The following is a 23,842-nucleotide window of genomic DNA, read 5'->3' as shown; positions in this document are numbered from 1 at the left end:
TCCTATAGCTTCACGCAAACGTTACGCAGCTCGGTGTAGAACTCCAGGGAATGCACGCCGCCTTCACGGCCTATACCGGACTGCTTGGTGCCACCAAATGCGGTGCGTAGATCGCGCAGGAACCAGCTGTTTACCCAGCAAATGCCCACATCGATTTTGGCCGCCATACGGTGTGCCCGCGGCAGGTCTTTGGTCCAGATGGTGGTTGCCAGGCCGTAATCAGTACTGTTTGCCAGGCCTATCACTTCTTCTTCGCTGTCGAAGGGGCGAATGTGACAACAAGGGCCAAAAATCTCTTCTTTTACTACAGCGGCGTCATCGGCTAAATCAGTCCAGATAGTCGGCTGGATCCAGTGACCGTTTTTGAGCGCTTCTGGTACCTCGGGTACACCACCACCGGTGATCACCGTGGCGCCTTCCTCTACCGCTTTTTTATAGTAAGACAGGACTTTATCCTGATGCTCTTTACTGATTAAAGGGCCGTAGTTAACGCCTTCGTCGGTGGGCTTACCGTAATTAACCGCTTCGGCCTTTTCTTTCAGTGCGGCCACGAACTTGTCGAAAATCGGGCGCTCCACATACACCCGCTCGGTACCTAAACACACCTGCCCGGAGTTTAAGAAAGACGAGCGGGAGATGCCTTCAATGGCTTTATCAAAGTCGCAGTCGGCAAATACGATACCGGCATTTTTACCCCCCATTTCAAAAGACACATCGCGGGTGCCTTCGGCAGCGGCCTTCATGATGGCGGTACCGGTGCGGGTTTCACCGGTAAAGGTAATGGCATCAACGTCTTTGTGTTCGGTAAGGAATGCACCAGCTGAATCCGGGCCGAAACCGTTTACCACGTTATAAACGCCTTTGGGTACGCCCACTTTATTCATTACTTCACCCAGTAGTACGGAGGTCAGTGGGGTTTCTTCTGATGGCTTGACTACCACGGTATTTCCGCAGGCCAGTGCCGGGCCGACTTTCCAGGTCATCAGCATGAACGGCGCGTTCCACGGGCTGATAACGCCAATTACGCCTTTAGGTGTGCGAACACCGTAGTTCAGTGCGCCTGCGCCATCCGGCGTGTCGAGCATAAAACTCTCGGTGGGGACATTTTTGATAGTATCAGCGAAGATTTTGAAGTTGGCCGCGCCGCGAGGAATAAAGACATGGCGCATAACATTAGAAGGCTGACCGGTATCGGCCATTTCGGCTTCCACAAAATCTTCAAAGCGGCGGGTGATTTCATCAGCCACTTCATACAGCATTTCCACCCGCTGATTAGTGGTAAAGGTAGACCATTCGCCTTGCAGCGCTTCTTTGGCCGCCAGTACGGCTTCATTAACGTCACTACGTCCTGCTTCGGCAATGCTGGCGATAACTTCGCCGGTCACCGGAGATACTTTGTCAAAGCGCTTGCCATCTCTGGCTGCGACAAACTCTCCGCGGATAAAATTTTCTACTTGGCGCATATCGGACTCTCACTTTAGGCTACGCAAGCCCTTAAATTAATATTTACAACTCAATAACACTTAAAGTCAGTGTAAATTCCCAACACCATACCGTCTAATACCATTTGAAAGACAACTTAATACTTTAAAGGTATAACTATATTTCTCTTCCAAATAGCCCTGCTAACCGCCTTCTGGCCACTGAAAACAAAATGCCGCAAGGCGCCTGCCCGGGCGGGCGCAGCACACATTGCGGCACTATTTATAACAACCGTCTAAAACAACCACTCATAACAACTAAACAACCATTGATGGTGATAAAGTCTACGCAAATGCGTATCACTTCCCTGAGACACAAATCAGATATTTTTAAACAGCGGACTGCGCACCTGCTGTGCATCCGCGGCGGAAATAAACTTCTCCGTATAAATATCCCGTTCAAACAGGCGCCCCTGCATTAAGGTATTGATACAGGCATCAATCATCAGCGGTGGCCCACAGAGATAAGCCTTATTGCCACTGAAGTCGCCATTAAACGCACGCTGAGCGGCTTCGTGAACAAAACCCACCTCTCCCTGCCAGACGCCATCGTCACCGGCATCAGACAGCGCCGGAATATAAGTAAAGTTGGCGTACTTTTTAGCCAGGGCTAGAAACTCGTCGTGATAATAAAGTTCTTCCCGGGTGCGCTGACCGTAGACCAGTGTGATCGGATGCTCGCAACCTTCTTCAAGCAGTTCCATTATCATCGAACGGGGACTGGATAGCCCCGAACCACCCGCCATAAATATCATGGGCATGTCGGCTGATTTTTTCACAAAGAAGCGTCCGTAGGGTCCGCTAAAGGTTATGTCATCGCCCTCTTTGAGCTCATCGTGAATATAGGCCGTTCCCACGCCGCCGGGAACCTTACGGATATTCAGCTCAATTTCGCCAGGCTCCGCTGGTGTGCTGGCAATCGAGAAAGCCCGGCTGCCAATATCGTCCGGCAGATTAAGGTTGATGTACTGACCCGCCTGAAACTCAATACCATCGGCATCTGCTATCTTCAGCCAGATACCTTTAATGGTGGGGGTTAACTCTTCGATGCGGCTTACCGTGCACTGATAGTCCTGCACCGGCAGGTTACGGGAGTCAGGATCTTCCTCAATCTCCGCTTCGATCACCAAATCACTTTCCGGGATCGCACAGCACGCCAGACATTTATTTTCATCGCGCTCAAAATCCATTAAGGCAAAACTGGAGGCTTCACCGTGATCGACTTCGCCGTCCAGCACATCAATCTTGCAGGTTGCACACAACCCGTGGCAGCAGGCATGGGGCAGGTAAATCCCCGCCCGCAGCGCGGCATCCAGAATGGTCTGCTCTTCCTCTACCTCAATGGTTTGTCCCAATGGCTCAATGGTTACTTCAAAGCTCATGGTTATTCTCCCTGAGGCGGAACCAGTGTCGACAAGCCAGGGGTTTTAAAGCAGAATTGCTCTTTATGCACCAGGCCATTTTGCTTAATTGTTTTATTAAAGTCGGGCGTCCATGGTTCACCACTTTTGGTCCACTCAATAGCGTCCCAGTCAATCTTGTCGAAATCGGGATCCGGCTGCATAAGTGGCTTTAACTGCTGTTCAATAATGTCACCCAGTTTCTGATCCGGCGCACCAAACAACATAAAAGGCGCCGCCATCAGCATGTGATGATCCCAGCATGCAAATAACAACTGATGACCATAGTAATTTTCTACCCGGTCTCGCGACGGGAACTTGTACTCGCCATTTGCTACAACTGCCATAATAATTCTCCTGTTTACACCTGACTATGCAGGCTTATATCGCCCGGCATTCCCGGGCGATGCTTTAATTTTGATTAGTCGGTTGAAACCTGCTTACGCCATTTCTCGAAGTTCGCTTTGTCTTCAGAGTTGGCATATTCACCAGAAGCCGTTGGCTCCAGGCTTGCCCACTCCATCCACGCGGCCAGGTCGCCTTTTAACGGTTCCTGCATCATAGACGGCATAGGTAACCAGGCCTGAACATATTTCTCAGGTTCCTGCTCAAACACATGCTGACAGCCATCCGAACAGAAGTGATATTTCTCGCCTTCGTATTCTGTTTCGCGGTGCGCCAGTTGCGTTGGATCATCCGGCTCAGTAAACAGACAAGGTAACTGACAGGTCTGACACAGCTTGGGTAAACCAAAGTTATTGTACTCACCACCGTTTTCTTTCTGCGCAATGGCGTATTCCCAGCGCGGCAGGTAGTATTTTTCAAACGTAGTCGGGTATTTTTCTTTCAGCCACTCAATGTCGCTGGCAGTCGGTGTCCAGGAATGGAACGCCGTACCAAATTTCCACTGATACAGGCCCAGCATAATCTGGTGCGAAGTGTGATCGATTGACTTTTCAACGTCGTCCCAGTGCATCGGTGGTTTAATGCCGTAGCGAGCCAGATCGCGGAACAGTGCGTTACCATTTTCCACGCCATAGATATTCCACGCTTCGCGCCATGACATCACGCGTTTAGGCAGCATGTAATCCATCATGGCCGCAACCAGGGTTAACAGGCGGCAACCACGCCAGAACCATTTGTCGATCCATTTCTGCACAATTGGAATATTGTCCGGATCCTGCTCGAGCATAAACTTGATACATTCCAGACCCAGTGTCATATGACGGGCTTCGTCTGACTGTGCCGAGAAACCAAAAGTACAGGTGGCCATATCACCGTTGTAGGCAGCGCCTGACATAAACGGCACGAACAGCAGGTTGGTCAGTACGTACTCGAATGAGAAACCAATGGCGATCAGGAACTCAAATGGCCCTGCCGACATGGCATCGTCAAAGAATGAACGGGCTACTGAGGTGTACCAGATCCGGTCACGCTGATTGGCAAAATCTTTAAAGCCGTTGTAGAACTTGTTGTAGTTCGACATAGCGTGAACCTGGGTTTGTGCATGGCGGATTTCGTCAATCGACTGCATCTGACAAGCCACCTGTGGACCGACGCCGGCAAACTCACGTCCAACCCGGGCAAAACCACGGTGAGACGCATATTCACCCGGACTAATGCTCTGCAGGAACAACTTGATTGCGGTTAAGTACCGCGCATCCGTCACATTCAGATGGCCGTTGTTTTGCGCGTGGGCATCGATGATTGCATAATATTTACGCTCTTTTTCGGCCTGATACTTCCAGTACGCATCCATGGTCAGGCGGAACGGATCTTCCCACTTGGACCAGTCGTGAACCTTAATGCCTTCGTAATCCACATAAGGGTAGATTTCTTTTTCGTCGCGATAGCTTGGCTCCCAGGCCAGATCGCGGGTCATTAAGCGATACTTCTCTTTTACGTTAAGTTTCTTCGGGGTCTTTTTAATATCCACGATAGTCTCCTAGCTGTTCCAGGTGAGTGTCAGAGCGTCTTCGTCTTCATCGACGTTGCCGCTGAGCGTGATTAAGTTAATGTTGAGTTCCTGCATATCGAACTCACGGCCAATTTCTTCTTCAATGGTTTCGCGACGCACCACCAGGTGGCCTTCGGCCTGTACCTTCACCATAGCTGGCTCGTGTACCACTTCGGCATCCGGGTTATCCTGCTCAATGGCTTCCACAATCGAGCGGGTCTCTTCATTGGCCTGTAAAATGATAAATACTTTAGACATCTTGATTCCTACTTAAACAAACCGGCTTTTTTAGCGCGCTGTAATAATTCGTCGTGAGCTTCACTAACCAGTTCGTCGGCCTGATTACCTGCAACCGCTAACCCTGCCACTGGCAGCAATACCGAGGTAAAGTGATTAGCGGCGCTGTCGATCCACTCTTCCAGAACCGCTTTGTTCTCTGCAGATTCAGACGCCATAGTTTTGATCACCGAGTCCACCCACCGTTTGGACTCCAGATACCAGTTAGTCATGAACTGGGTAAGGATTGAAATGCCTGAACCACCCTGCTCAACCAGGTTCTGGTCGACAATGCGCTGATACACCAGCGGATAAAGCAGGCCATCCAGCACAAAGTTTTGTTTAATGAATACTTCCACCGGATCGCGCACACACATCAGATCTTCCAGTGAGCGGCGCAGCGGTTGCCAGGCATCGCTGTCCATCCAGTCCTGCTTTGCTGCTTCGAGGGATTCCACATCTCCAATCATCAGGCCAAGACGAGACAGGTACTGGGCAATGCCTAAATTATCCATCGCGTGATAAACACAGGGCTGGGTAAACACCGTGCCATAACCGTAGCCGCAAACCAGGGTGTTATTCATGTTGGCCGCGTAATTGGCATGGCGCAACGGAATGAGTAGGTCCTGCGCCACAGCCAGAACCGGGTCCGGCATGCCTTCAATCAGGTTCAGCGACTCAACCGTCTTGAAATTAGACTCCATGGTCTCCTGTTGCTTGGCACGATTCAGCGTGTAGGTGCTGTAATAGAACTGACGGGGATCTTTTAAGTCATACCAGTCGTTCATGCGAATTTTGCTTAAATTCGGATCGTAAAGCTCCTGCTCTGGCGCCCAGGTCGGGCGATAATGCAGATTCTCTTCGGCCTGCAGGTCATAGCTGGCTTCCTGATACCGCGATGGGATTTTCTTATCGCCAAAGCGCTTCTTTAAATGGCTAAAGGTCTGATTTTTCTGTTCAATATTGACCGTTTGTACATCGATTTGCATAATTCTTTCCTCTAAACTTGCCTATCTACTCGTCACGAAAGTGGTGGGTAGCGTCGTGGAGACTCCACTGGAATGCATTCTTTTCTTCATCGTCGGAGGGAGCCGCTTCCTCATCGAGGAATGTCACCTTTTGTTCTTCACAAAACTTTTCAAAGTCCTGCTGTTTAAGCACCATTTCCAGTGCCACCTCCGGCTGGCCTACACTAAACTCAAACTCCACAAATCCGTCGTCTCGTTTGCCTGTCACACGCACGTAATGTAACGAGGTGTCGAACTGCTCTTTCGGGGCCGCAATACTGTCGTTCATGATTTGTCCTTCCAGGTTTGCCGTTAGCTCACTATCGTCAGGAAGCTCTCGTGCAGCTTACGCTGCGGGTAATCGAGCCCCTGCGCGAAGTTATCCCAGGTCCAGGTAATGGTTTCGTAATCAGGGTAAGGGTGATAACCGCCCATAAACGTTTCAAAACGGTTACCGGAAGGATCCCAGGCATAAATGGTACAACCACGAGTGATGCCGTGACGCGTGGGGCCAATGTCCACGGCCACTTTGTTCATCGACATAATGTCACCAGCACGCAGCACACGTTCCCAGCTTTCCATCAGGAATGAAGTGTGATGCAGCTTGCCAGGCTCCGGATATTCAACAAAGGCTATATCGTGAACTTTGTGCGAGCAGGACAGCCAGATAGCCGCTTCTGACTCGTTATCTTCAGCCAGTACACGCTCAACCAGGAAGAAACCCAAAACATCTTCAAAAATGGCCTTCACTTTAGCGATGTCTGGCCCGTACAACAGCATGTGGTCCAGGCGTACCGGCGCAATACCGTGCTCACTCTGGGTGTACCAGGGGGCCGGGTTAATCAGGCCCATACCGTTGCCCACTTTGGTTTTCTCTGCGTAAAGCTCAAATTCGTGGCCGGATGGCAGCGTGAAGCGGACCCGCTCACCGGTTTCAAGTAAATCACCGGCTTCAAGACGGCGGGTTTCTACACCGTAAGCGTTCAAATCTTTCTCAAGCTTATCGAGGGTGGCAGTATCGAGTACTTTGAAGCCTACGAAATCAACACCTGCCTGCTCGGCCTCACGAATGATATAACTGTTGTGGTCCTGCTCATCCCAGCACTTGAAATAAACCCGTCCCATGTCATCACGACCGGTTTCAACGAGTCCCATTACATCACTGTAAAACTTAACCGCTTCATCCAAATCTAATACCCGTACAGCTACATGTCCTGGACGTAATACACCTGTCATCGCCATAATCTGTTCTCCACTATGAGCTTCTAAGCGCCCTTGAGCGCAACAATCCATTAACTTAATACAGGTATCATGCCAACATTTTATCTTATTGTTTTAATTGATATTTATATATTTCATGTAAATTTTTAGCGATTTTAATTAACGTTTGCATAACGCATTTGTTAGTTTGATGTTGTGCCCTTACAATTTTGTAAGGTTGGTAATGCGGGGTGACGAATAACCAGAATGCCATTGGCATGTCTCAGTATGAGGAATGCTACGGATAGCGAGACTGAAATGAATCACGGAGAGGTTTGTTGCTATATTCCCAACTATGTCGTCGGCGACTCCAACAAAACGGTATAAACAATTTCCTTTGTTAACCGCTAGCAATACAGGCAAAAACCTATCTTAAATGATCACTACCTACTGAAGCAGGTGGTTAGGATTAAAAATAAAATGAGTGAATAAAAACCGTTGCCGGCAGTTAACCATTTAATTAAATCAGGAAGGGAACACCGAAACGAGCTGATCAAATGATCAAATGATCAAACCCGCCCGGTGGGGTTGGGACTGTTTTAATCTGGCTTCAGCGCGGTTTTTCGTTGACCCGGTAAGCCAACTGCCGGCGGGTAACGCCAAGATATTGCGCCGCATGAGTCAGGTTACCTTTCGCTTTTCTTACGGCGGCCTCGAACAGTTGCTGTTCGTGGCTGGCTAAATCAAACTCGCCTTGCTCAAGCAGCTTATCGTAAAACTGGGTATCCATTTCCGGTATTGCACTGAGCGGCTTAACCAGCCCTTGCTCATCAACTTCACTAATACGTTCCTGGGTATCCTCTAAATCCGGCGGGCTGACAAACAAATGCTCCAACTCAATTAAGCCGCCATCCGTTGCCAGCAGTACACCGCGTTCAATCACGTTTTCCAGCTCGCGCACATTGCCCGGCCATTCATAGCGTGTCAGCACCTGCATTGACTGGCCTGACAATCCTGTCAGGCGCTTTTGGTAGCTGGCAGAAAAGCGCTCTATCATGGCGTTGCAAAGGATAAGAATGTCTCCCCGTCGTTCTCTTAAAGGCGGAATGTTGACCGGGTAGGTGGCAATACGGTAATACAGATCGGCCCGGAACTGACTGTCTTTAATGGCTTGTTGAAGGTCAACATTGGTCGCGGCAACCAAACGCACATTCACCCTACGCACCTCATCATCGCCGAGTCGTTCTACTTCACCGGTTTGTAATACCCGCAGGAGTTTAACCTGCGCCGATAAAGGCAAATCACCTAACTCATCCAAAAACAAGGTACCGCCATCGGCGCGCTCAAAGCGCCCTGGGCGGGATTCCTGAGCGCCAGTATAGGCCCCTTTTTTCACCCCAAAGAGTTCCGCTTCAATCAATTCATGGGGAATTGCCCCGCAGTTGACGGCAATAAAAGGCTTTTCGCTGCGACTGCTGTGCTCATGTAACCAACGGGCAAAGACCTCTTTACCCACGCCAGTCTCGCCAAGCAACAGCACGTTAATTGGCGAATCCGCCGCTCGCTTCAGCAAGTTCAGGGCACTGGTAAATTCGGGCGAGGCGCCCACCAGGCCATCGGTATCATATTTTACCTGACGCTTACCACGCAGCTGGCTAAGTTCTTTTTCGATTTCCCGTAATGACGGGCTGAGCGGATCGTCACGAAATAATTCAATATAGTTCTCATCATCCCAGCAGTCTGCGGGTTTGCCTACAATCTTGCAGTGATGATCGCCCTTACACATGCATTCAATTTCTTTAAACACAATAAAACGGCGGAAAAAGCGGCTGGTATAGCCTGACGCATATCCCACTATAGTCCAGCAGGCAGCTTCTTCAGATAAGCCCAGCGACTGCAAATGCGCTTCGGCTTCCCAGGAGTTCTCAACGATGACTTCGCCAAAAAACCGCCCGGTTTCCCAGTCGATTTCAGCTTCGGTGATGTGCGAGCGCACGTGCCCTTCAAAGGCATGCAGCTCAGGCCCAATGCGAAACACATCGTAGTTATTTTTGTTATCTGCCAGCTTGTGGGCCAGGTCGGCATCCTGCTCGCCAGCAACAAAACCAATACGGATGAGCATCCGCTTGGCGGACTCTGCGTCAAGGTAATCAAATAACTTGGTGCGCATTTCCATCAGCGCTTTGGCATGAAATAACAACAAACGGCTTTCGCCCAGCCAGATCTTCCCTGTTTCCTGGTTAAAACGGAGTTTAGAGCGAAGGTCGAAACGATCGACTACTTCTTTTTCTTCCTGCGCTATTTGTTGATCTGCAATCATACTACTGTCCAACAACAGGGGGTATGGGGCCATCTCTGGCCCATCATACCCCTTTAATTCCAAAAGTGTTAACACTTTAATTACAACGTAATTTCAATTAAGCAAAATACTTACCATTACCGCAATTTATGTTTAAGCACTTCTCTGCCTGGCTGCTCCTGGCATTAAAAACCTTGCCAGCGCTGGCAACAGTATCAGTGCCCCTAACATGTTCCAGATAAACATAAAGGCTAGCAGGATCCCCATGTCAGCCTGAAATTTAATCGGTGAGAACACCCAGGTCGCTACGGCAATGCCCAGGGTAATACCGGTCAGAACCACCACTTTGCCGGTAAACAATAGTGCGTCGTAGTAAGCGTCTGAAAGCGACTTACCATCCTGCAAACGGGACTTCATTACAGTGAGAATATACAACGCGTAATCCACACCAATCCCTACACCCAGGGCGATAACCGGCAACGTTGCCACTTTCACGCCGATGTTTAACCACACCATTAAAGCCTGACATAAAATAGAAGTCAGCATCAGTGGCAGAATGGCACACAACACCGCGCGCCAGGAGCGGAAGGTAATAAAGGCAAGAATGATCACGGCACTGTAAACATACAGCAGCATTTGTGTATTAGCCTTTTCCACCACGATATTGGTAGCCGCCTCAATCCCTGAATTACCTGCAGCATTTAAGAACTGGAATTTTTCAGTATTGTATTGTTTGGCAAAGGCTTCCACGGTCTGCACCACTTCATTGAGAGTGTCAGACTTGTGATCCTCCAGATAAGCGAAAATGGTCAGCAGGTCACAGTTCTGATTAAACATCTCTCGTGGTGCCCGGGTAATAATGGCATTGAGCATGCCCTGAGAACGGGGAATGCCGTACCACTTGAGATTACCTTCGTTCATTCCGGCATTAGCCACCTTGGCCAGACCGGCAAGTGAAGACGTAGTCACCACTCCCGAAAGTTGCCGTAATTCCTGCTCCAAAGCATCCACCGCCATCAGCGTATCATAATGGGCACAGGCGTACTGCTCTGTCTTAACCATCACCACATACACGTCCGAACTGGTAGTATAGTTTGCAGTCATAAAGGCATTATCAAGGTTATAGCGAGAGTCCGGACGCAACTCCGGCGCACCCTGATCGGTATCACCGATTTTTACATTGGCGCTGATCATACTGCCACCGACGCCTAGAATTATCGCCCCGATAACAGTTACAGTGGCGTACTTCTTCCGGGTAAACAGATCCAGGAATGCCCACAGCGGATGCTTGCTGTGTGAAACGTCCGCTTCATCCCTTAACTCTGCATGGATGCTGCGTTTTGCGGCAGACTGGGCAACCCCGGTGTAAGACAGTAGCACCGGTAGCAAAATCAGGTTGCTGAAAATGAGTACGGCGACACCGATACTGGCAGTGACAGCCAGGTCCTGGATGACCGGAATATCAATGACCATCAGTACGGCAAAACCAACGGCATCAGAAATAAGCGCAGTAATGCCAGCCAGGAACAGGCGACGGAAGGTATAACGAGCCGCCAGTAACTTATGAATTCCGCGACCGATATCCTGCATAATACCGTTCATCTTTTGCGCGCCATGACTCATGCCAATGGCGAACACCAGAAAAGGTACCAGTATCGAATACGGATCCAGCTCATAGCCAAGAGTCGGTAATAAACCCAATAACCAGACCACGGCAATCAGCGAACAACTCACCACCAGCAACGTACTGCGAATACAACGGGTGTAAATAAACAACACCACGGTGGCAATACCAATAGTGATCGCAAAAAACACCAGTACCTGTTTTAGCCCGTCGATTAAATCGCCCACCACCTTGGCAAAGCCGGTGATATGTATCTCAATACCGTCTTTCTGATATTTCGCTCTGAGCTCTTCAAGCTTTGCCGAGAACGCATGGTAATCCAGTTGGTTGCCTTCGTGATCCATTTCCCGCAAAGGCACCAGAATAATACTGGAAGCATAGTTGCCAGAAACCAGTTGCCCCACCTCACCAGAACGCTCGACATTTAACCGTACCTGATCCAGGGATGCCTGGGAACCGTCATAGTCATCCGGAATAACCGGCCCACCATCGAGTCCTTCTTCGGTTACGCCGGTCCAGCGTACCGAGGGCGTCCACAACGACTTCATAAACGGCCGCTCCACCCCAGGCATCAGGAACAATTCGTCATTTAATTCGCGCAGTGTTTCCAGGTACTGGGCATCAAAAATGCTGCCTTCAGTATTGTGCACGGCTATCCGTAAAGCATTACTGGTATCCGATAGTTGTTTGCGGTTATCCAGAAAGTTAAGAATATACGGATGATTGCTGGGGATCATTTTTTGAAACGCAGCACTTAAGGTAAGTTGCGTTGACTGATAGCCCAAAATCCCGGTCACTACCAGGCATAACAAAATAATGATTGGCCTGAAATTAAAAATGGCCCGTTCCAGAACGCGTCCGGAACTGGTATCGAAGTCTTCGAGATGACGAATTAGGGTTTCGCCCTGTGTATGTTTAGTCATTATCGCGCTCCCCTACTCACCAGATTGTCGTCACTAACCGGATGCGAACCGCGCGCGGTTGCAACGGCATAGCCGCTTTGCGATTGAATAATATCGGTGATACCACCAAAGGGTGCCTGGCCCATCAGGCTGAAATTTTTTGCCGAGTCGGCACTGATAAACAGTTGTCCGCTTTGGTCCGCCAGCATAATCTGACCGTCAGAGCCAACCAAACCACTGGTCAGCGTGACTTCGGACCCCAGTTTCACCCGTTTCCAGCGACCTTTACCTTTACTCTGACGCCATACGTTACCGCGCAGGCCATACAACAGGCGGGTGCCGTCATCAAGCAGCAGACCATCAAAAAAGCTGCCGTAGTAAGGCGTGTCGAGCTTCGTGAAAGTGTCGTCATCATCTGCAGAGGTAAATACCGCCGCCTGTTCACCTAAGATAATCAGTTCGTCATTGGAGCGAACCACCTTGTACAGGTGTTTGCCGGCAGGGTTTGGTAGCCGGGCAATTATCGAATACCAATTATCACCACCGTCATTGGTGGCATAAGCCAGGCCATAAGCACCGATTGCCCAGCCATCAAACTGATTAGCAAAGAAGATATCCAGAATAGGCTTATCCGCTCCTTCCTTAATCAGATACCCTGCATTACGTTTAGCGCGCTCGCCGCGTTCATCACCGGCTGCTACCAGCGATTCGGCTTCAGCCATGGCAAGTTGTGCGGCCTGATAACCATCCAGTTGTACCTGCCAGGTATTACCACCATCGGTTGTCGCTAAAATCACGCCGCTATGACCGGCTGCCCAGCCATTTAACGGGTCGCTGAAGGATACTGCAGTCAGGGTTACCGACACCGGCACAGATTTGGCCTGAGTCCAGCTATTCCCCTCATCTTCGGACAATAGAATAACCCCGCGCTCACCCACAGAAACCAGCTTACTACCAGCCCGTGCAAGGCCTAACTGTAAGGTATTAACACTGGTTTTGTTTTGTTTAGCAGGGGCATCCAGCACATCCACAAGTGTAGATTCGGCTTCGTTCTCAGCTGAGGCGTGAAGCGGTGCGCACAGCAGTAGAAAAGTGAAGAAGATTGAGGGCAATGCAAAGCCGAACAAGCCATCTACGTTCATTCGTTTCATGATAACTATCTCTGTTACATCACAGGAATGGCCCGCTGACGCGGGCCTGTGCTTTAAAGCAAGGTGGTTAGCGTACGGCGTCAGCCGCTACAGCATCACCGGTAAAGAACGTCTCTGGCTTAGTATCCACCACAAAGAAGCGCTCACCATTGAGAGACTGAATCACACTCATGGTTTTTGCCTGCAGGTTGAAAACCGTGGCCGTTTTGACCAGTACTGCGGGAACAGACGGCAGTACAAACGGTGTAACCTGCGTGGTTCTCCACAGGTTGCCTTCAGCATCATAGCCGTCCATCAGTAGGATCACCCAAGAGTCTTCATCGATGTAATAGGTACGGGTTGGCACCGCATGACGTTTACCTTCGCCTATCTGCGCTTCCACTTCCCAAACGCGGTGTTTTTCCCAGCGAACGTGTTCAGGGTTTAAATGAAACTCAGCAATAGCCTCATCCGCATCAGACGCAATAAAGCCATTATTGTTGTAAGGCACCAGCATTTCCTTTTTGCCTTTCAGCGTCCAGCTGTAGCGGTCAATGTGACCCAACAAGCCCTGTACTTCGTCGAAGTAGTTAGCACCGGAGGCAACAAAGTCCGGTGTATCATAGGCTACGGTGGGGGCTCGACGCACACGACGCTGACCTAACAGGTACTGCCACGCTTTACGCGGACTGTCGGCATCAATGCTATCGCGGATAACCAGTGACTCACCGGCTTTAAAAGGTGGTTCCATGGTGTTGAAACGAAACATGGAGTATTCCCCGTTCCAGTCATCGGCTTCAGCATCTTCGTAGTAAGGCGGGTACTGGAATGAAATTTCGTTGCGGGTTGCCAGCGTGTGCGAACCATCGGCATTACCCACAATGTTTTTAAAGGTATATTCTATTGAAGGTGCTTCAACACGCAGCAGGAAGTTCCACATCACCTCATTACCATTTTCAGGCATAGGGAACGGAATACCACCGATACATCCTTCAAGACTGTAGCCTTGTTCTGTCAGCGTACAATTTTTTACGTTGGCTTTGATGGCATCGTAGACATGCTCCGGTGCTGCCGCTGTACGGTGGGTAGGATACACGTCAAGATAAAACGTCTCAGGGTATTTTTTCAGCAGTTCAACGGTACCGTCGGTCAGTTGATCGGCATACTGCTGATAATTGCTGGCATCTACCCGGTACAATGGTTTTTCATCTTTGAACAGTTCCAGTGGAATGTCACCAGCGTGTTCGCCAGCTACTTTTTCCGTCAGACCGCCGGTCCAGGCCGGAATGGAACCATCGGCATTGCCTGCCATGGTGCCACCGAGTGGGTTAAGTTCAGTGCCGAGCTTACTGACGTCAGTGCCTGCCGCAAAAGTGGCAGGTACCACGGCCAGAGTGACGGCCAGTGTGATTGCGTTACGAATTTGGTTAAACATATTTATTCTCCTGTCCTCGATCGTTAGAAGGTGCGTTGTACAGACAACGAGATGAAGTCACGATCGCCATGGAAGTTCTCATAAGAAAGTGTAGGTACCGGGGTGTTGTACTGGATTATCGAGCCGGCATCGCCAAGATACTTGTTGTAGTTGAGTGAGAAGCGCCACATACGGTTGTAGTCGCCTTTCAGGCCAACACTGACATTGCCACCGTGTTCTGATGGGAACAGCACACCGTTCACCGACGAGCGCCCCTCAATGCCAAAACCGAATCCAATGGGCACCTGCATATCAAGGCCAGGTAAAACCTGGAAATAATCCGGTGTAAAGGTGAACTGAATCGCACTGGCATCCTTAGTCGCCAGGGGATCAAGCTGATCGGCATTTTCCGAGATATCTAAGCGGCGGTTGAAAGCAAACTCACCGATAAAGGTCGCGGCGTCCCATAAGCTGTTTTCATTTAAAATGCTGATCATGGAGGCGTTGAAGTGGAACGTATCGCCACGAGGGAAAGCCGAGTTATCACCGCCATCAGACACCGTATCACCCGGCAGAATTACTGTATTACCGGTGGCCACCAGTGACATATCCTGACGTACTGACATTTCCGCCGCCACGTTGGTTTCGCCGACCAGGGTACTCACACTCAGGCCATACACTTTGATGTCTTCGGCGAACACCTGGGCGTAATCGCCAATACCGCCCTCCTGCACGTTAATCCCCGGACGCAGGTAAAACTGCGGCATTTTGTCGTGGAACTGGGCGGCGTAGAAACCCACTTCGTAATCGTTAATTTTATAACGGGCCTGGAAACCAAACTGACCTGAGTCGTCGGCAACAATGTCTTCACTGCGATGGACAATCTGGCCAGGGTCAAGGATGATCGTTTCACCACCTTTATCAACAAAATCGGTAAATGAAAAATAGCTGCCCGCTGCAGGTAATCGCGACTTGCGCCATTCAAACTGATAGTACGCAGCAAGGGTCAACTTAGAGTTAACCTGCAACTGGGCAGCAAACTGACCGGTAGGACGCGCGACTTCTTTAAATTCAGACTGCGGTACAGACAATGCACGTGCCAGGTCGAGACTGGTCATGGCACCGGCCACTGCGTTAGAACCAAAGAACAGGCTCTCACCGTAAAGCTGAGCAAAACGGCCGGCTTTAAGGTTAATCGACTTTTTGCCGACGTTAAATCCACCGTACACAAAAGCATCCAGGATTTCGCCATACTGACCATGCAAATCCTGAGTGTCTTCGGCAAACTCACCAGCCGGGACCGATTGCGTGTTAACCAGCGCGCCGTCCAGATAACCCGGGTTATCATTACTTTCGTGATAAACCGAGTCATACCAGGTGGCAGCACTGATACGTATACCGTAACGGCGCTTGTAGCGCAGATCGAATTCTGAAAACAAATCCAGACGACTGGAGACCAACCCTTTATCGAAGTTGAGATCACCATCGTTGGTGTTAGCCTGTGGCCCCAAAGAGCCATTTGCCACGTCGTTTTCAGCAGGTGCTACGCGGAACATGGCACTGTACTTAACGGTATTATCCCAACGAACACGCAGGTCGCGATTGCCCGTATCGATGGTTGCAGCCTGGGATTGCGCTGAGGCTAAAAGGCCCAGGGCAACGGCTGCGGCGAGTGCGTTGCGAGGCAACTTATTGTTGTTTTGTTTCACCCACACTTCATTCATAGCGTTCCTCCTCGAATGTTTCACTATGCTGAGTTGCGCGACCCACATACCTCACCTCACAGCCTGGTGTAACAGCGAACCTCTGTCGCACCAAATAGGTTGGATATTGATAAATCACGCGTTGTGAACGAAATGTATATTTGCTGTTAATTACCTTCCAATACTATTGACGGCCCTGATTTATACCTTTAAGGTATTATCAAGTTTACTCACCCGGAATGTCTGCCATGGATATTCGTCAAATCCGTTACTTTGTTGCCGTTGCTGAAGAGCGAAATATTGGTCGCGCTGCGAAACGATTATTTATCTCTCAGCCACCGCTTAGCAGGCAGATCCAACAGCTCGAGGATGAACTCCAGGTTAAACTGTTTGAGCGCACTGCCAAAGGCGTAGAGCTGACTTCGGCCGGCCAGTTATTCCTCAATGAGTCACGCAATATCTTAAGTCTTATTGAGCAGGCGCAGGAGCGAACCCAGCGGGCAGGAAAAGGTCAGTTAGGCCGGCTCGATGTGGCCATTTTTGGCTCCGGGATCCTCAACACTATCCCGGATATTCTCAAGCGTTTTAAAACCGCCTACCCAGGCGTAAATATTGTTCTGCATCAAATGAGTAAGGCGGAACAAATCGAAGCGCTGCGGCAAAAACGCATTTCGGTGGGCTTTAATCGCCTGCTTGCGCCCCTGCCGGATATCGATTCCACCATGATTTTGCAGGATAAGCTGATGGTGGCTGTGCGCGATGATCACCCGCTGGCCACTAAACCCCTCATCAACCTTAAAGAGCTGGATAATGAGCCCATTGTGGTATTCCCCAAAGGTGCACGGCCCAACTTTGTCGACCTGGTTTCAAGGGTCTTTCAGGAGGCCGGTGTGACCATGGATATCACCCAAACGGTCATTGATGCCGTCACCGGTATCGCGTTGGTTTCCGGAGGGTTTGGCTTTTGTTTAATCCCTAGTTCGGCCAGTGTTTTACAATTGCCCGGGGTTAAATACATTCCCCTTGGCGGTTTACCGGATAACGCCACCGTAGATTTAAGCTGTATTTACCTCAAAGACGATCACTCACCGCTACTCAGCGCCTTTTTAGCAGTGGTTCACGAATACAAAAGTCAGTTGAACCATCACACGTCATTCTCTGCCGCCAGAGAATGACACTCAGCTCATCGGATGAGCTGTAAAAGTCCTTACGCCTTCCTGTTGCCAGCCACCGGTTTAAGTCATTTTATATTATGTATTAGTAAGTTGTGGCGTAGTTAAGACAATCTGACCCCGTTGCGTTTTTGTGTGATCCGACAAATTTGTTGATTGACGACAATTAAAACAAGTGTTTAAATTTGCAAAATTCAAACGCCCGTTTAATTCAAATATTTAAATCGGGATTTGCCTCATAAATAAACTCAGGGGATACATTATGCTCTTTTGGATTATTGTCGCGGCACTGATTTTCGTCCTGTTTCAGGTTAAATCATTGCGCCAACAGTGGGTCACCGGCCCTGCATTTAAGCTTTTCAAAAAGGTATTACCACCGTTAAGTCAAACCGAGCGGGAAGCTATGGAAGCCGGCTCGGTATGGGTAGAAGGCGATTTATTTTCCGGAAAGCCCGACTGGGAGCGCCTGTACTCCATGGCATTGCCCCAGTTAACCGACGAAGAGCAGTCGTTTTTAGATAACGAAGTCAATGAACTGATGGGCATGATTGATGATTTCGACGTGATCCACAAAGACAAAGACTTCACTGAGGACGCCTGGCGCTATATGCGGGAAAAAGGCTTTTTCGCTATGATCATACCTAAAGAGTATGGCGGTAAGGCCTTCTCTGCGCTGGCTAATTCAACCATCGTATCGAAAATTGCCAGCCGCTCGGTAAGTGCCGGCGTTACCGTTATGGTGCCTAACTCTCTGGGCCCCGGTGAATTGCTAAGCCACTATGGCACGCAGCAACAAAAAGATTACTGGTTGCCGCGCCTGGCCGACGGTACGGATATTCCCTGCTTTGCATTAACCGGGCCCGAAGCCGGCTCTGATGCGGGCGGCATTCCAGATACAGGCGTAGTCACTATGGGCGAGTACGACGGTAAAGAAACCCTCGGGATCCGCCTTAATTGGGATAAGCGCTATATTACCCTTGCCCCGGTAGCCACCGTTTTAGGACTGGCGTTTAAACTCTACGATCCGGATAAACTGTTAGGTGAAAAGGAAAGCATTGGTATTACCTGTGCGCTTATTCCCACCAGCCATCCGGGTGTAGAAGTGGGCAACCGTCATTTACCGCTTGAGCAGGCCTTTATGAACGGTACTACGCGCGGTAAGGATGTGTTTATTCCTATCGACTGGATAATTGGCGGCGCAGATTATGCTGGCAAGGGCTGGCGCATGCTGATGGAATGCCTGTCGGCGGGTCGTGGTATTTCACTGCCTGCTCTGTCTACCGGTAACGCCCAGCTCAGTGCGCAAACCACCGCAATTTATGCCAGCATTCGCCAGCAATTTGGCTGTTCACTGTATGAATTTGAAGGTGTACAGGAAGGGCTCGCCCAACTAGCTGCCAATGCTTATCAAGCCGAAGCGGTGCGTCATTTAACCGCTGGTGCTATTGATCTTGGCCAAAAGCCGGCGGTGGTGACCGCTATCGCTAAATACCATATGACAGAAGCAGCTCGTCAGAGTATTAACATCGCCATGGACATTAGTGGTGGTAAAGGTATTCAGATGGGTCCCAATAACTACCTGGCTTCTTTATACATGGCCATGCCGGTTTCTATCACGGTCGAAGGGGCCAATATCCTGACCCGAAACCTGATGATATTTGGCCAGGGTGCGACTCGCTGTCATCCCTATGTATTCGACGAGATGGTGGCTGCCGCCGAGCCTGACTTTAAAACCGGACTGGCGCAGTTTGAGCCGTTACTGTACAAACATATCAAGTTTGCACTGGGTAATGCTTTCGCAGCTTTTGGCCATGGTTTAACCGGCGCACGCTTTGCCTCGGCCCCCAAAGACGATGCCAACAAACGCCACACCCAGCAAATTCAGCGCATGAGTAAAGCCCTTGCGATCTGTTCTGATATTGCCATGCTGATGCTAGGTGGTGAACTTAAACGCCGTGAGATGTTATCAGCCCGGTTAGGTGATGTATTAAGTGAACTGTATCTGTCTTCAGCGGTACTCAAACACTTTTACAGCCGTGGTGCGAACCCTAAAGAGCAACCGATTGTTGATTACCTTATTCAGCAGTCTCTGTGTAACTGTGAGATTGCGCTCAAAGGTTACTGCCGCCATATCTCCAACCCCGTAGTTGGTGCGTTGATACAGCGCCTGATTTTCCCGTGGGGCAGTGCTTACAATCCACCTAAGGATAAGCTGAAAACGCAATTGGCGCTTAACCTGTGTCAGGATAAATCACTGCGCGATGCTATTACTCCCATGTGTTATGTGGGTAAAAATGAAGATGATGCCGTTGCCGTGCTGAACCAGGCTATGGATGCCATTGACGCACTCGCGCCGGTGGCAGCAAAAGTGAAAGCAGCGCAGCAGGCTAAAACCCTGCCGCGCAAAGGCAGTATCTTCCAGTTACGCGAGAAAGCGCTGGCTGAGCAGGTAATTACCCAGGCCGAGGCCGAACAAATCGCGGCAGCAGACGCGTTGCGTAAACAGGTCGTTAACGTTGACGAATTCGACTTTGACCTTGGCCTTGCCCAGGCTAAAGAGGATAACGTGAAAGTGAGCGATGCTGCCTGAGGCATTGAAATATTGAATGATTAAAGTCAAACGGCGCCGGCAGGCGCCGTTTTTAGTTAAACAGCGTAACCGCTTCACTGGCCGGCACCGGCCGGGCAAATAAATAGCCCTGCAGGAAATCACAGCCATACTGATGCAGGAGCTCACGTTGCACATCGGTTTCCACGCCCTCGGCAATGACTTTAAGGCCGAGGTTATGTGCCAGCTGACAAATAGTTAACACTATCGCCTGCTGTTTGGGAGCATCCACCATCTGACTGACGAAAGAGCGGTCAATTTTCACTTTGTCCACTGGAAAAGCACTCAGGTAAGCGAGCGACGAGTAACCGGTACCAAAATCATCTATCGACAGACTCACCCCCAGTGCTCGCAACTCCATCAGCACCGCACTGGCCAGTTGGTGATTGTCCATTATGGATGTTTCGGTCAGCTCCAGTTCAATTAACGAAGCAGGAATAGCGTATTCACGCAAACGACGCTCTATCGACTCAGCAAAACCCGGTTGTAAAAACTGGCGGGCAGAAATATTGATCGCAATTTGTATCTTACGCCCCTCTTCATACCACGCTCTGGCCTGATTAAACGCACTGTCGAGAACCCATTCCCCCAGCACCAGAATTAAGCCACTGCGTTCAGCTATGGGGATAAACTCGCCGGGCGAGATAAATTCACCGTTATCAATCCAGCGCAACAGACATTCGCAACTTTGCACTCTGCCATCGCTCAGTTGTTGCTTGGGTTGATAGTAAAGGGTCAGTTCATTATGCTTTAACGCCTGCTCAAGGCGGCGGGTAATGGTGAGCCTGCGCTGATGGTAAGCACCGTCATCGGCATTAAAGTAGTGCACTCCCTGATTATTTTTCAGTGCGATTTCCACTGCGATATTGGTATGTAGCAGCAGCGTGTTGTAGTCCACACTGTGCACCGGATAATCACTGACACCAAAAGTCACATGAAAGCGCATTGCTCCCATAGGGGTATCGATAGTGTTGACAAGCTTGGTGCGTAACATACTGAGTAAAGAGGCCAGGCGGTGAGCCGGCCCCTGCGTTTTTACCAGTACCATAAAACAGGCATCGGCTACATGAAATAAACACACGTCATCCGGCTCGCTGTTTACGCTGGCATACTGCTGCACACTGCTTTGTAAAAAGTAACCTACCGAATAGATGCACGCCAGCGCATCGGCCAGCCCGAAATTTTCACTGAGTAACTTAAAGTCCGTGACATCAATCATCACCGCATTAAAGGTTTGCTGTTGCGCTATCCACTGATTGGCGGTTTTTTCAAGATAACTGCGATTACCTATACCGGTGACCGGATGATGATACGCCTGATGCTCCAAAGCCTGCTCAGCACGGTGACGCTGAGTAATATCCCGCACATGCAAATCATAGGTTTGATGTTCTGCTATCCAATGGCTCTGAATGGCATAAAAGCGCTCTGAAAGTTTGAGCACCGTCTGGGCGCAGAGCTCACCACCACTGCTGGCCAGTGACAGCGCTTCAGACAAGGGGGCTGGAAAACTGGCCATAGAAAGCTGATTTGTCGGATACAATTGTGCTATCAGGTCATCCGCAGCCGGGTTGGCATACAAAAGTTTGCCTTTCGCATCAATTCTGATCACCGGGTTGGGGTTTCTTTTCGGAAACAGTGCCAGCGTTTCGTTTTCGGTACTAAGGCGGATATACCGGGCTGCATAGCGGCCCAGATAAAAGCTAATAGCCGCAATACCTAACGAAAATAACGCCACCACCCAAACGGTAATTTCCAGCAGTTTAATGATAGACAGATAGCCATTGCTCACCGACCGGTTGGTGGCCATCTCTATTTTCTTAAGCAAGGGTAACACGGCCCGGCGATGCTGGCTGATTTGCTCTAGCTGAGTACGTGACAAATTCCATTGGGTTTGCGATGACATCAGGTTTTCATGCAGTGCCCCGGCTACCTCTGAAGCCGCCAACAGGTGAGCAGAAACATCGGTGACCGTGTCGGTAAAGCGTTCTGCACCGGCCATTTCATTGAGAATATTATTGAGCTGATTAAAGTTTTGTAAGTACCCCACTTCGTACAGAGAGGATTCCTCAGTGGCATAATACTCATACAATATACGTTCCTGTTCACTCAGTAACATGCCTATTTGCTGAACCTGGCTAAAAATAGCCAGGTCGGTTTCCATGTATTGTCGCGCTTTACTCTGCACGCTGGCAGCTAGTCCATATACGCCAACAGCCAGCAGTACACCGAGCAACACAATCGCCAGGTAAACCTGTCGTGTTCGCGAAACGAGTTTGTTATTGTGCATAGCAGCAGTTCCCTTTCAGTCCTTTGCTTTATAGACCTTTGATTAATGTTTAATCTTTCATCGCCGGTGGAGTAAACTATCCTTAGCAGAGGAGCGTAATAACTAATTGATTTATCAAGGCAGGAGCATGTGTGGAAAAGATAAATGAAATTACCGAAGTAGTAGAAAATTTTCTTAAGCGTGAGTCCTCAGCCGGCATTCTGCTGATGATCGCTACTGCGTTGGCGTTAGTGGTAGCCAATACCCCGCTCAACATCTATTACGACAAGCTGGTTTCCATGCCAGTAATCATTGCCGCCGGTGATTTCAGAATCGATAAACCTTTGTTGCTGTGGATTAACGATGGTCTGATGGCCGTGTTTTTCTTCCATGTCGGGCTGGAACTCAAGCGTGAAGTGTGTGAGGGCGAACTGGCCAATCCGAAAAATATTATTCTACCTGCCAGCGGTGCGATAGGAGGCATGATCATTCCGGCGCTGATTTATGTTGGTATCAACTGGGGTAATCCTGCGGCGATATCTGGCTGGGCTATTCCCGCAGCTACCGATATTGCTTTCGCCCTGGGAGTCATGGCCTTGTTGGGCAAACGGGTGCCTGCCAGCCTCAAGGTATTTCTGGTGACTCTCGCGATTATTGATGATATCGGCGCTATCGTGATCATCGCTTTGTTTTACACCGAGAATATTACGGAAGTGGCGTTAATGATTGCCGCAGTATGTTTTCTGATTTTATGGATCATGAACAAACGTAACGTAGTGGACTTACCCGGTTATATTATCGTTGGCATGGTGTTATGGGTGGCGCTGTTAAAATCCGGTGTGCATGCCACGCTGGCAGGCGTGTTACTGGCCGCCTTTATCCCTATGCGGGAGAAAAGCAACCCGGATAATTCACCGGTGGTGCGGTTGGAGCACGAGCTTAATTCTGCAGTGAGTTTTGCGATTATTCCTATATTTGCCTTCGCTAACGCCGGCATTAATTTCAGCAACATCGCGCCTGAAGGTATTTTCCACCCGGTGACCTGGGGGATATTCTTAGGTCTGGTGATTGGTAAACAAGTAGGCGTATTTGCCTTTTGCTGGCTGATTGTCAAACTGAGGCTGGCATCACTGCCGTCTGATCTTAACTTTAAACATATCTATGGTTGCTCACTGCTGTGTGGCGTTGGCTTTACCATGAGTTTGTTTATAGGCGGACTGGCGTTTCAGGAAACTGGCATCAATCAGATCTTTGATGAGCGGGTCGGCATACTCGCCGGTTCGGCGGTATCTGCCGTGCTGGGATTTATAGTGCTTTACATCGTTGGCAAGCCTGTGCACCGCACCGAAGAGGAATTACCCACGGTAGAGCAAAGCCCGGATCAGGCTAAATAACTGTACCGA

Annotated in this window: 16 protein-coding genes and 2 pseudogenes; 3 read left to right on the top strand and 15 right to left on the bottom strand. The window is 49.8% G+C overall.

Annotated features, from left to right (window positions below; translation table 11 throughout):
• Positions 1 to 2 precede the first annotated feature (2 nt).
• The 14 genes and pseudogenes from C6Y40_RS19070 to C6Y40_RS19010 all read right to left on the bottom strand — a co-directional run bounded on the left by C6Y40_RS19070 (position 3) and on the right by C6Y40_RS19010 (position 16,414).
• Positions 3 to 1,463: a 2-hydroxymuconic semialdehyde dehydrogenase gene (locus C6Y40_RS19070; protein WP_105935993.1), complete on the bottom strand. Its 1,461-nt coding sequence runs from the start codon at positions 1,461 to 1,463 to the stop codon at positions 3 to 5.
• A 338-nt stretch (positions 1,464 to 1,801) separates the two neighbouring features.
• Positions 1,802 to 2,863: an NADH:ubiquinone reductase (Na(+)-transporting) subunit F gene (locus tag C6Y40_RS19065; protein ID WP_105935992.1), complete on the bottom strand. Its 1,062-nt coding sequence runs from the start codon at positions 2,861 to 2,863 to the stop codon at positions 1,802 to 1,804.
• Positions 2,864 to 2,865: 2 nt separating this feature from the next.
• A complete protein-coding gene (locus C6Y40_RS19060) occupies positions 2,866 to 3,228 on the bottom strand; it encodes a phenol hydroxylase subunit P4 (protein ID WP_105935991.1) in 363 nt (120 codons plus the stop codon).
• Between the two features lie 74 nt (positions 3,229 to 3,302).
• A complete protein-coding gene (locus C6Y40_RS19055; RefSeq protein ID WP_105935990.1) occupies positions 3,303 to 4,817 on the bottom strand; it encodes a YHS domain-containing protein in 1,515 nt (504 codons plus the stop codon).
• A gap of 9 nt (positions 4,818 to 4,826) precedes the next feature.
• Complete coding sequence (locus C6Y40_RS19050) at positions 4,827 to 5,096, bottom strand: MmoB/DmpM family protein (protein ID WP_105935989.1); 270 nt, start codon at positions 5,094 to 5,096, stop codon at positions 4,827 to 4,829.
• An 8-nt stretch (positions 5,097 to 5,104) separates the two neighbouring features.
• Positions 5,105 to 6,103: a ferritin family protein gene (locus tag C6Y40_RS19045; protein ID WP_105935988.1), complete on the bottom strand. Its 999-nt coding sequence runs from the start codon at positions 6,101 to 6,103 to the stop codon at positions 5,105 to 5,107.
• A gap of 25 nt (positions 6,104 to 6,128) precedes the next feature.
• Positions 6,129 to 6,410: a phenol hydroxylase subunit gene (locus C6Y40_RS19040; protein WP_105935987.1), complete on the bottom strand. Its 282-nt coding sequence runs from the start codon at positions 6,408 to 6,410 to the stop codon at positions 6,129 to 6,131.
• Between the two features lie 23 nt (positions 6,411 to 6,433).
• Positions 6,434 to 7,363: a catechol 2,3-dioxygenase gene (locus tag C6Y40_RS19035; RefSeq protein ID WP_105935986.1), complete on the bottom strand. Its 930-nt coding sequence runs from the start codon at positions 7,361 to 7,363 to the stop codon at positions 6,434 to 6,436.
• A 568-nt stretch (positions 7,364 to 7,931) separates the two neighbouring features.
• Positions 7,932 to 9,641: a sigma-54-dependent Fis family transcriptional regulator gene (locus tag C6Y40_RS19030; RefSeq protein ID WP_105936027.1), complete on the bottom strand. Its 1,710-nt coding sequence runs from the start codon at positions 9,639 to 9,641 to the stop codon at positions 7,932 to 7,934.
• A 132-nt stretch (positions 9,642 to 9,773) separates the two neighbouring features.
• Positions 9,774 to 10,424, bottom strand: a pseudogene (locus C6Y40_RS25665) (MMPL family transporter); the annotation flags it as partial.
• 546 nt (positions 10,425 to 10,970) lie between these two features.
• Positions 10,971 to 11,588 (bottom strand): annotated as a pseudogene (locus C6Y40_RS25660) (MMPL family transporter); the annotation flags it as partial.
• Positions 11,589 to 12,166: 578 nt separating this feature from the next.
• Positions 12,167 to 13,297 carry a YCF48-related protein gene (locus tag C6Y40_RS19020; protein WP_105935984.1) on the bottom strand — a complete coding sequence of 377 codons (1,131 nt, stop codon included), beginning with the start codon at positions 13,295 to 13,297 and terminating at the stop codon, positions 12,167 to 12,169.
• Positions 13,298 to 13,364: 67 nt separating this feature from the next.
• The gene (locus C6Y40_RS19015) at positions 13,365 to 14,711 is read right to left on the bottom strand and encodes a DUF1329 domain-containing protein (protein ID WP_105935983.1); all 1,347 of its coding nucleotides are present in this window, start codon (positions 14,709 to 14,711) and stop codon (positions 13,365 to 13,367) included.
• 23 nt (positions 14,712 to 14,734) lie between these two features.
• Positions 14,735 to 16,414: a DUF1302 domain-containing protein gene (locus C6Y40_RS19010; RefSeq protein WP_105935982.1), complete on the bottom strand. Its 1,680-nt coding sequence runs from the start codon at positions 16,412 to 16,414 to the stop codon at positions 14,735 to 14,737.
• Between the two features lie 227 nt (positions 16,415 to 16,641).
• Between C6Y40_RS19010 and C6Y40_RS19005 the strand changes: the two genes are divergently transcribed.
• Both C6Y40_RS19005 and C6Y40_RS19000 read left to right on the top strand, forming a co-directional pair.
• Complete coding sequence (locus C6Y40_RS19005) at positions 16,642 to 17,568, top strand: LysR family transcriptional regulator (RefSeq protein WP_105935981.1); 927 nt, start codon at positions 16,642 to 16,644, stop codon at positions 17,566 to 17,568.
• A gap of 259 nt (positions 17,569 to 17,827) precedes the next feature.
• On the top strand, positions 17,828 to 20,155 hold the full coding sequence (locus C6Y40_RS19000) for an acyl-CoA dehydrogenase (protein ID WP_105935980.1): 2,328 nt from the start codon (positions 17,828 to 17,830) through the stop codon (positions 20,153 to 20,155).
• Between the two features lie 52 nt (positions 20,156 to 20,207).
• Here the strand turns inward: C6Y40_RS19000 and C6Y40_RS18995 are convergent, their stop codons facing one another.
• On the bottom strand, positions 20,208 to 22,460 hold the full coding sequence (locus tag C6Y40_RS18995) for a sensor domain-containing protein (RefSeq protein WP_105935979.1): 2,253 nt from the start codon (positions 22,458 to 22,460) through the stop codon (positions 20,208 to 20,210).
• Positions 22,461 to 22,591: 131 nt separating this feature from the next.
• On the opposite strand from C6Y40_RS18995, the gene nhaA reads away from it, so the two are divergent.
• Positions 22,592 to 23,833, top strand: a complete 1,242-nt coding sequence (nhaA, locus tag C6Y40_RS18990) for a Na+/H+ antiporter NhaA (RefSeq protein WP_240622018.1) — start codon at positions 22,592 to 22,594, stop codon at positions 23,831 to 23,833.
• Positions 23,834 to 23,842: the final 9 nt, after the last annotated feature.

Source organism: Marisediminitalea alba (assembly GCF_002993365.1).
Taxonomy (GTDB): Bacteria; Pseudomonadota; Gammaproteobacteria; order Enterobacterales; family Alteromonadaceae; genus Alteromonas; species Alteromonas alba.
Note: the sequence above shows the minus strand (reverse complement) of the source record. Positions and strands in the feature narration are given on the sequence as shown.

Excerpts from the sequence above, each read along its gene's own strand:
- C6Y40_RS19070 (WP_105935993.1), bottom strand. The coding sequence starts at position 1,463 with ATGCGCCAAGTAGAAAATTTTATCCGCGGAGAGTTTGTCGCAGCCAGA.
- C6Y40_RS19065 (WP_105935992.1), bottom strand. The coding sequence starts at position 2,863 with ATGAGCTTTGAAGTAACCATTGAGCCATTGGGACAAACCATTGAGGTA.
- C6Y40_RS19060 (WP_105935991.1), bottom strand. The coding sequence starts at position 3,228 with ATGGCAGTTGTAGCAAATGGCGAGTACAAGTTCCCGTCGCGAGACCGG.
- C6Y40_RS19050 (WP_105935989.1), bottom strand. The coding sequence starts at position 5,096 with ATGTCTAAAGTATTTATCATTTTACAGGCCAATGAAGAGACCCGCTCG.
- C6Y40_RS19045 (WP_105935988.1), bottom strand. The coding sequence starts at position 6,103 with ATGCAAATCGATGTACAAACGGTCAATATTGAACAGAAAAATCAGACC.
- C6Y40_RS19040 (WP_105935987.1), bottom strand. The coding sequence starts at position 6,410 with ATGAACGACAGTATTGCGGCCCCGAAAGAGCAGTTCGACACCTCGTTA.
- C6Y40_RS19035 (WP_105935986.1), bottom strand. The coding sequence starts at position 7,363 with ATGGCGATGACAGGTGTATTACGTCCAGGACATGTAGCTGTACGGGTA.
- C6Y40_RS19030 (WP_105936027.1), bottom strand. The coding sequence starts at position 9,641 with ATGATTGCAGATCAACAAATAGCGCAGGAAGAAAAAGAAGTAGTCGAT.
- C6Y40_RS19020 (WP_105935984.1), bottom strand. The coding sequence starts at position 13,297 with ATGAAACGAATGAACGTAGATGGCTTGTTCGGCTTTGCATTGCCCTCA.
- C6Y40_RS19015 (WP_105935983.1), bottom strand. The coding sequence starts at position 14,711 with ATGTTTAACCAAATTCGTAACGCAATCACACTGGCCGTCACTCTGGCC.
- C6Y40_RS19010 (WP_105935982.1), bottom strand. The coding sequence starts at position 16,414 with ATGAATGAAGTGTGGGTGAAACAAAACAACAATAAGTTGCCTCGCAAC.
- C6Y40_RS19005 (WP_105935981.1), top strand. The coding sequence starts at position 16,642 with ATGGATATTCGTCAAATCCGTTACTTTGTTGCCGTTGCTGAAGAGCGA.
- C6Y40_RS19000 (WP_105935980.1), top strand. The coding sequence starts at position 17,828 with ATGCTCTTTTGGATTATTGTCGCGGCACTGATTTTCGTCCTGTTTCAG.
- C6Y40_RS18995 (WP_105935979.1), bottom strand. The coding sequence starts at position 22,460 with ATGCACAATAACAAACTCGTTTCGCGAACACGACAGGTTTACCTGGCG.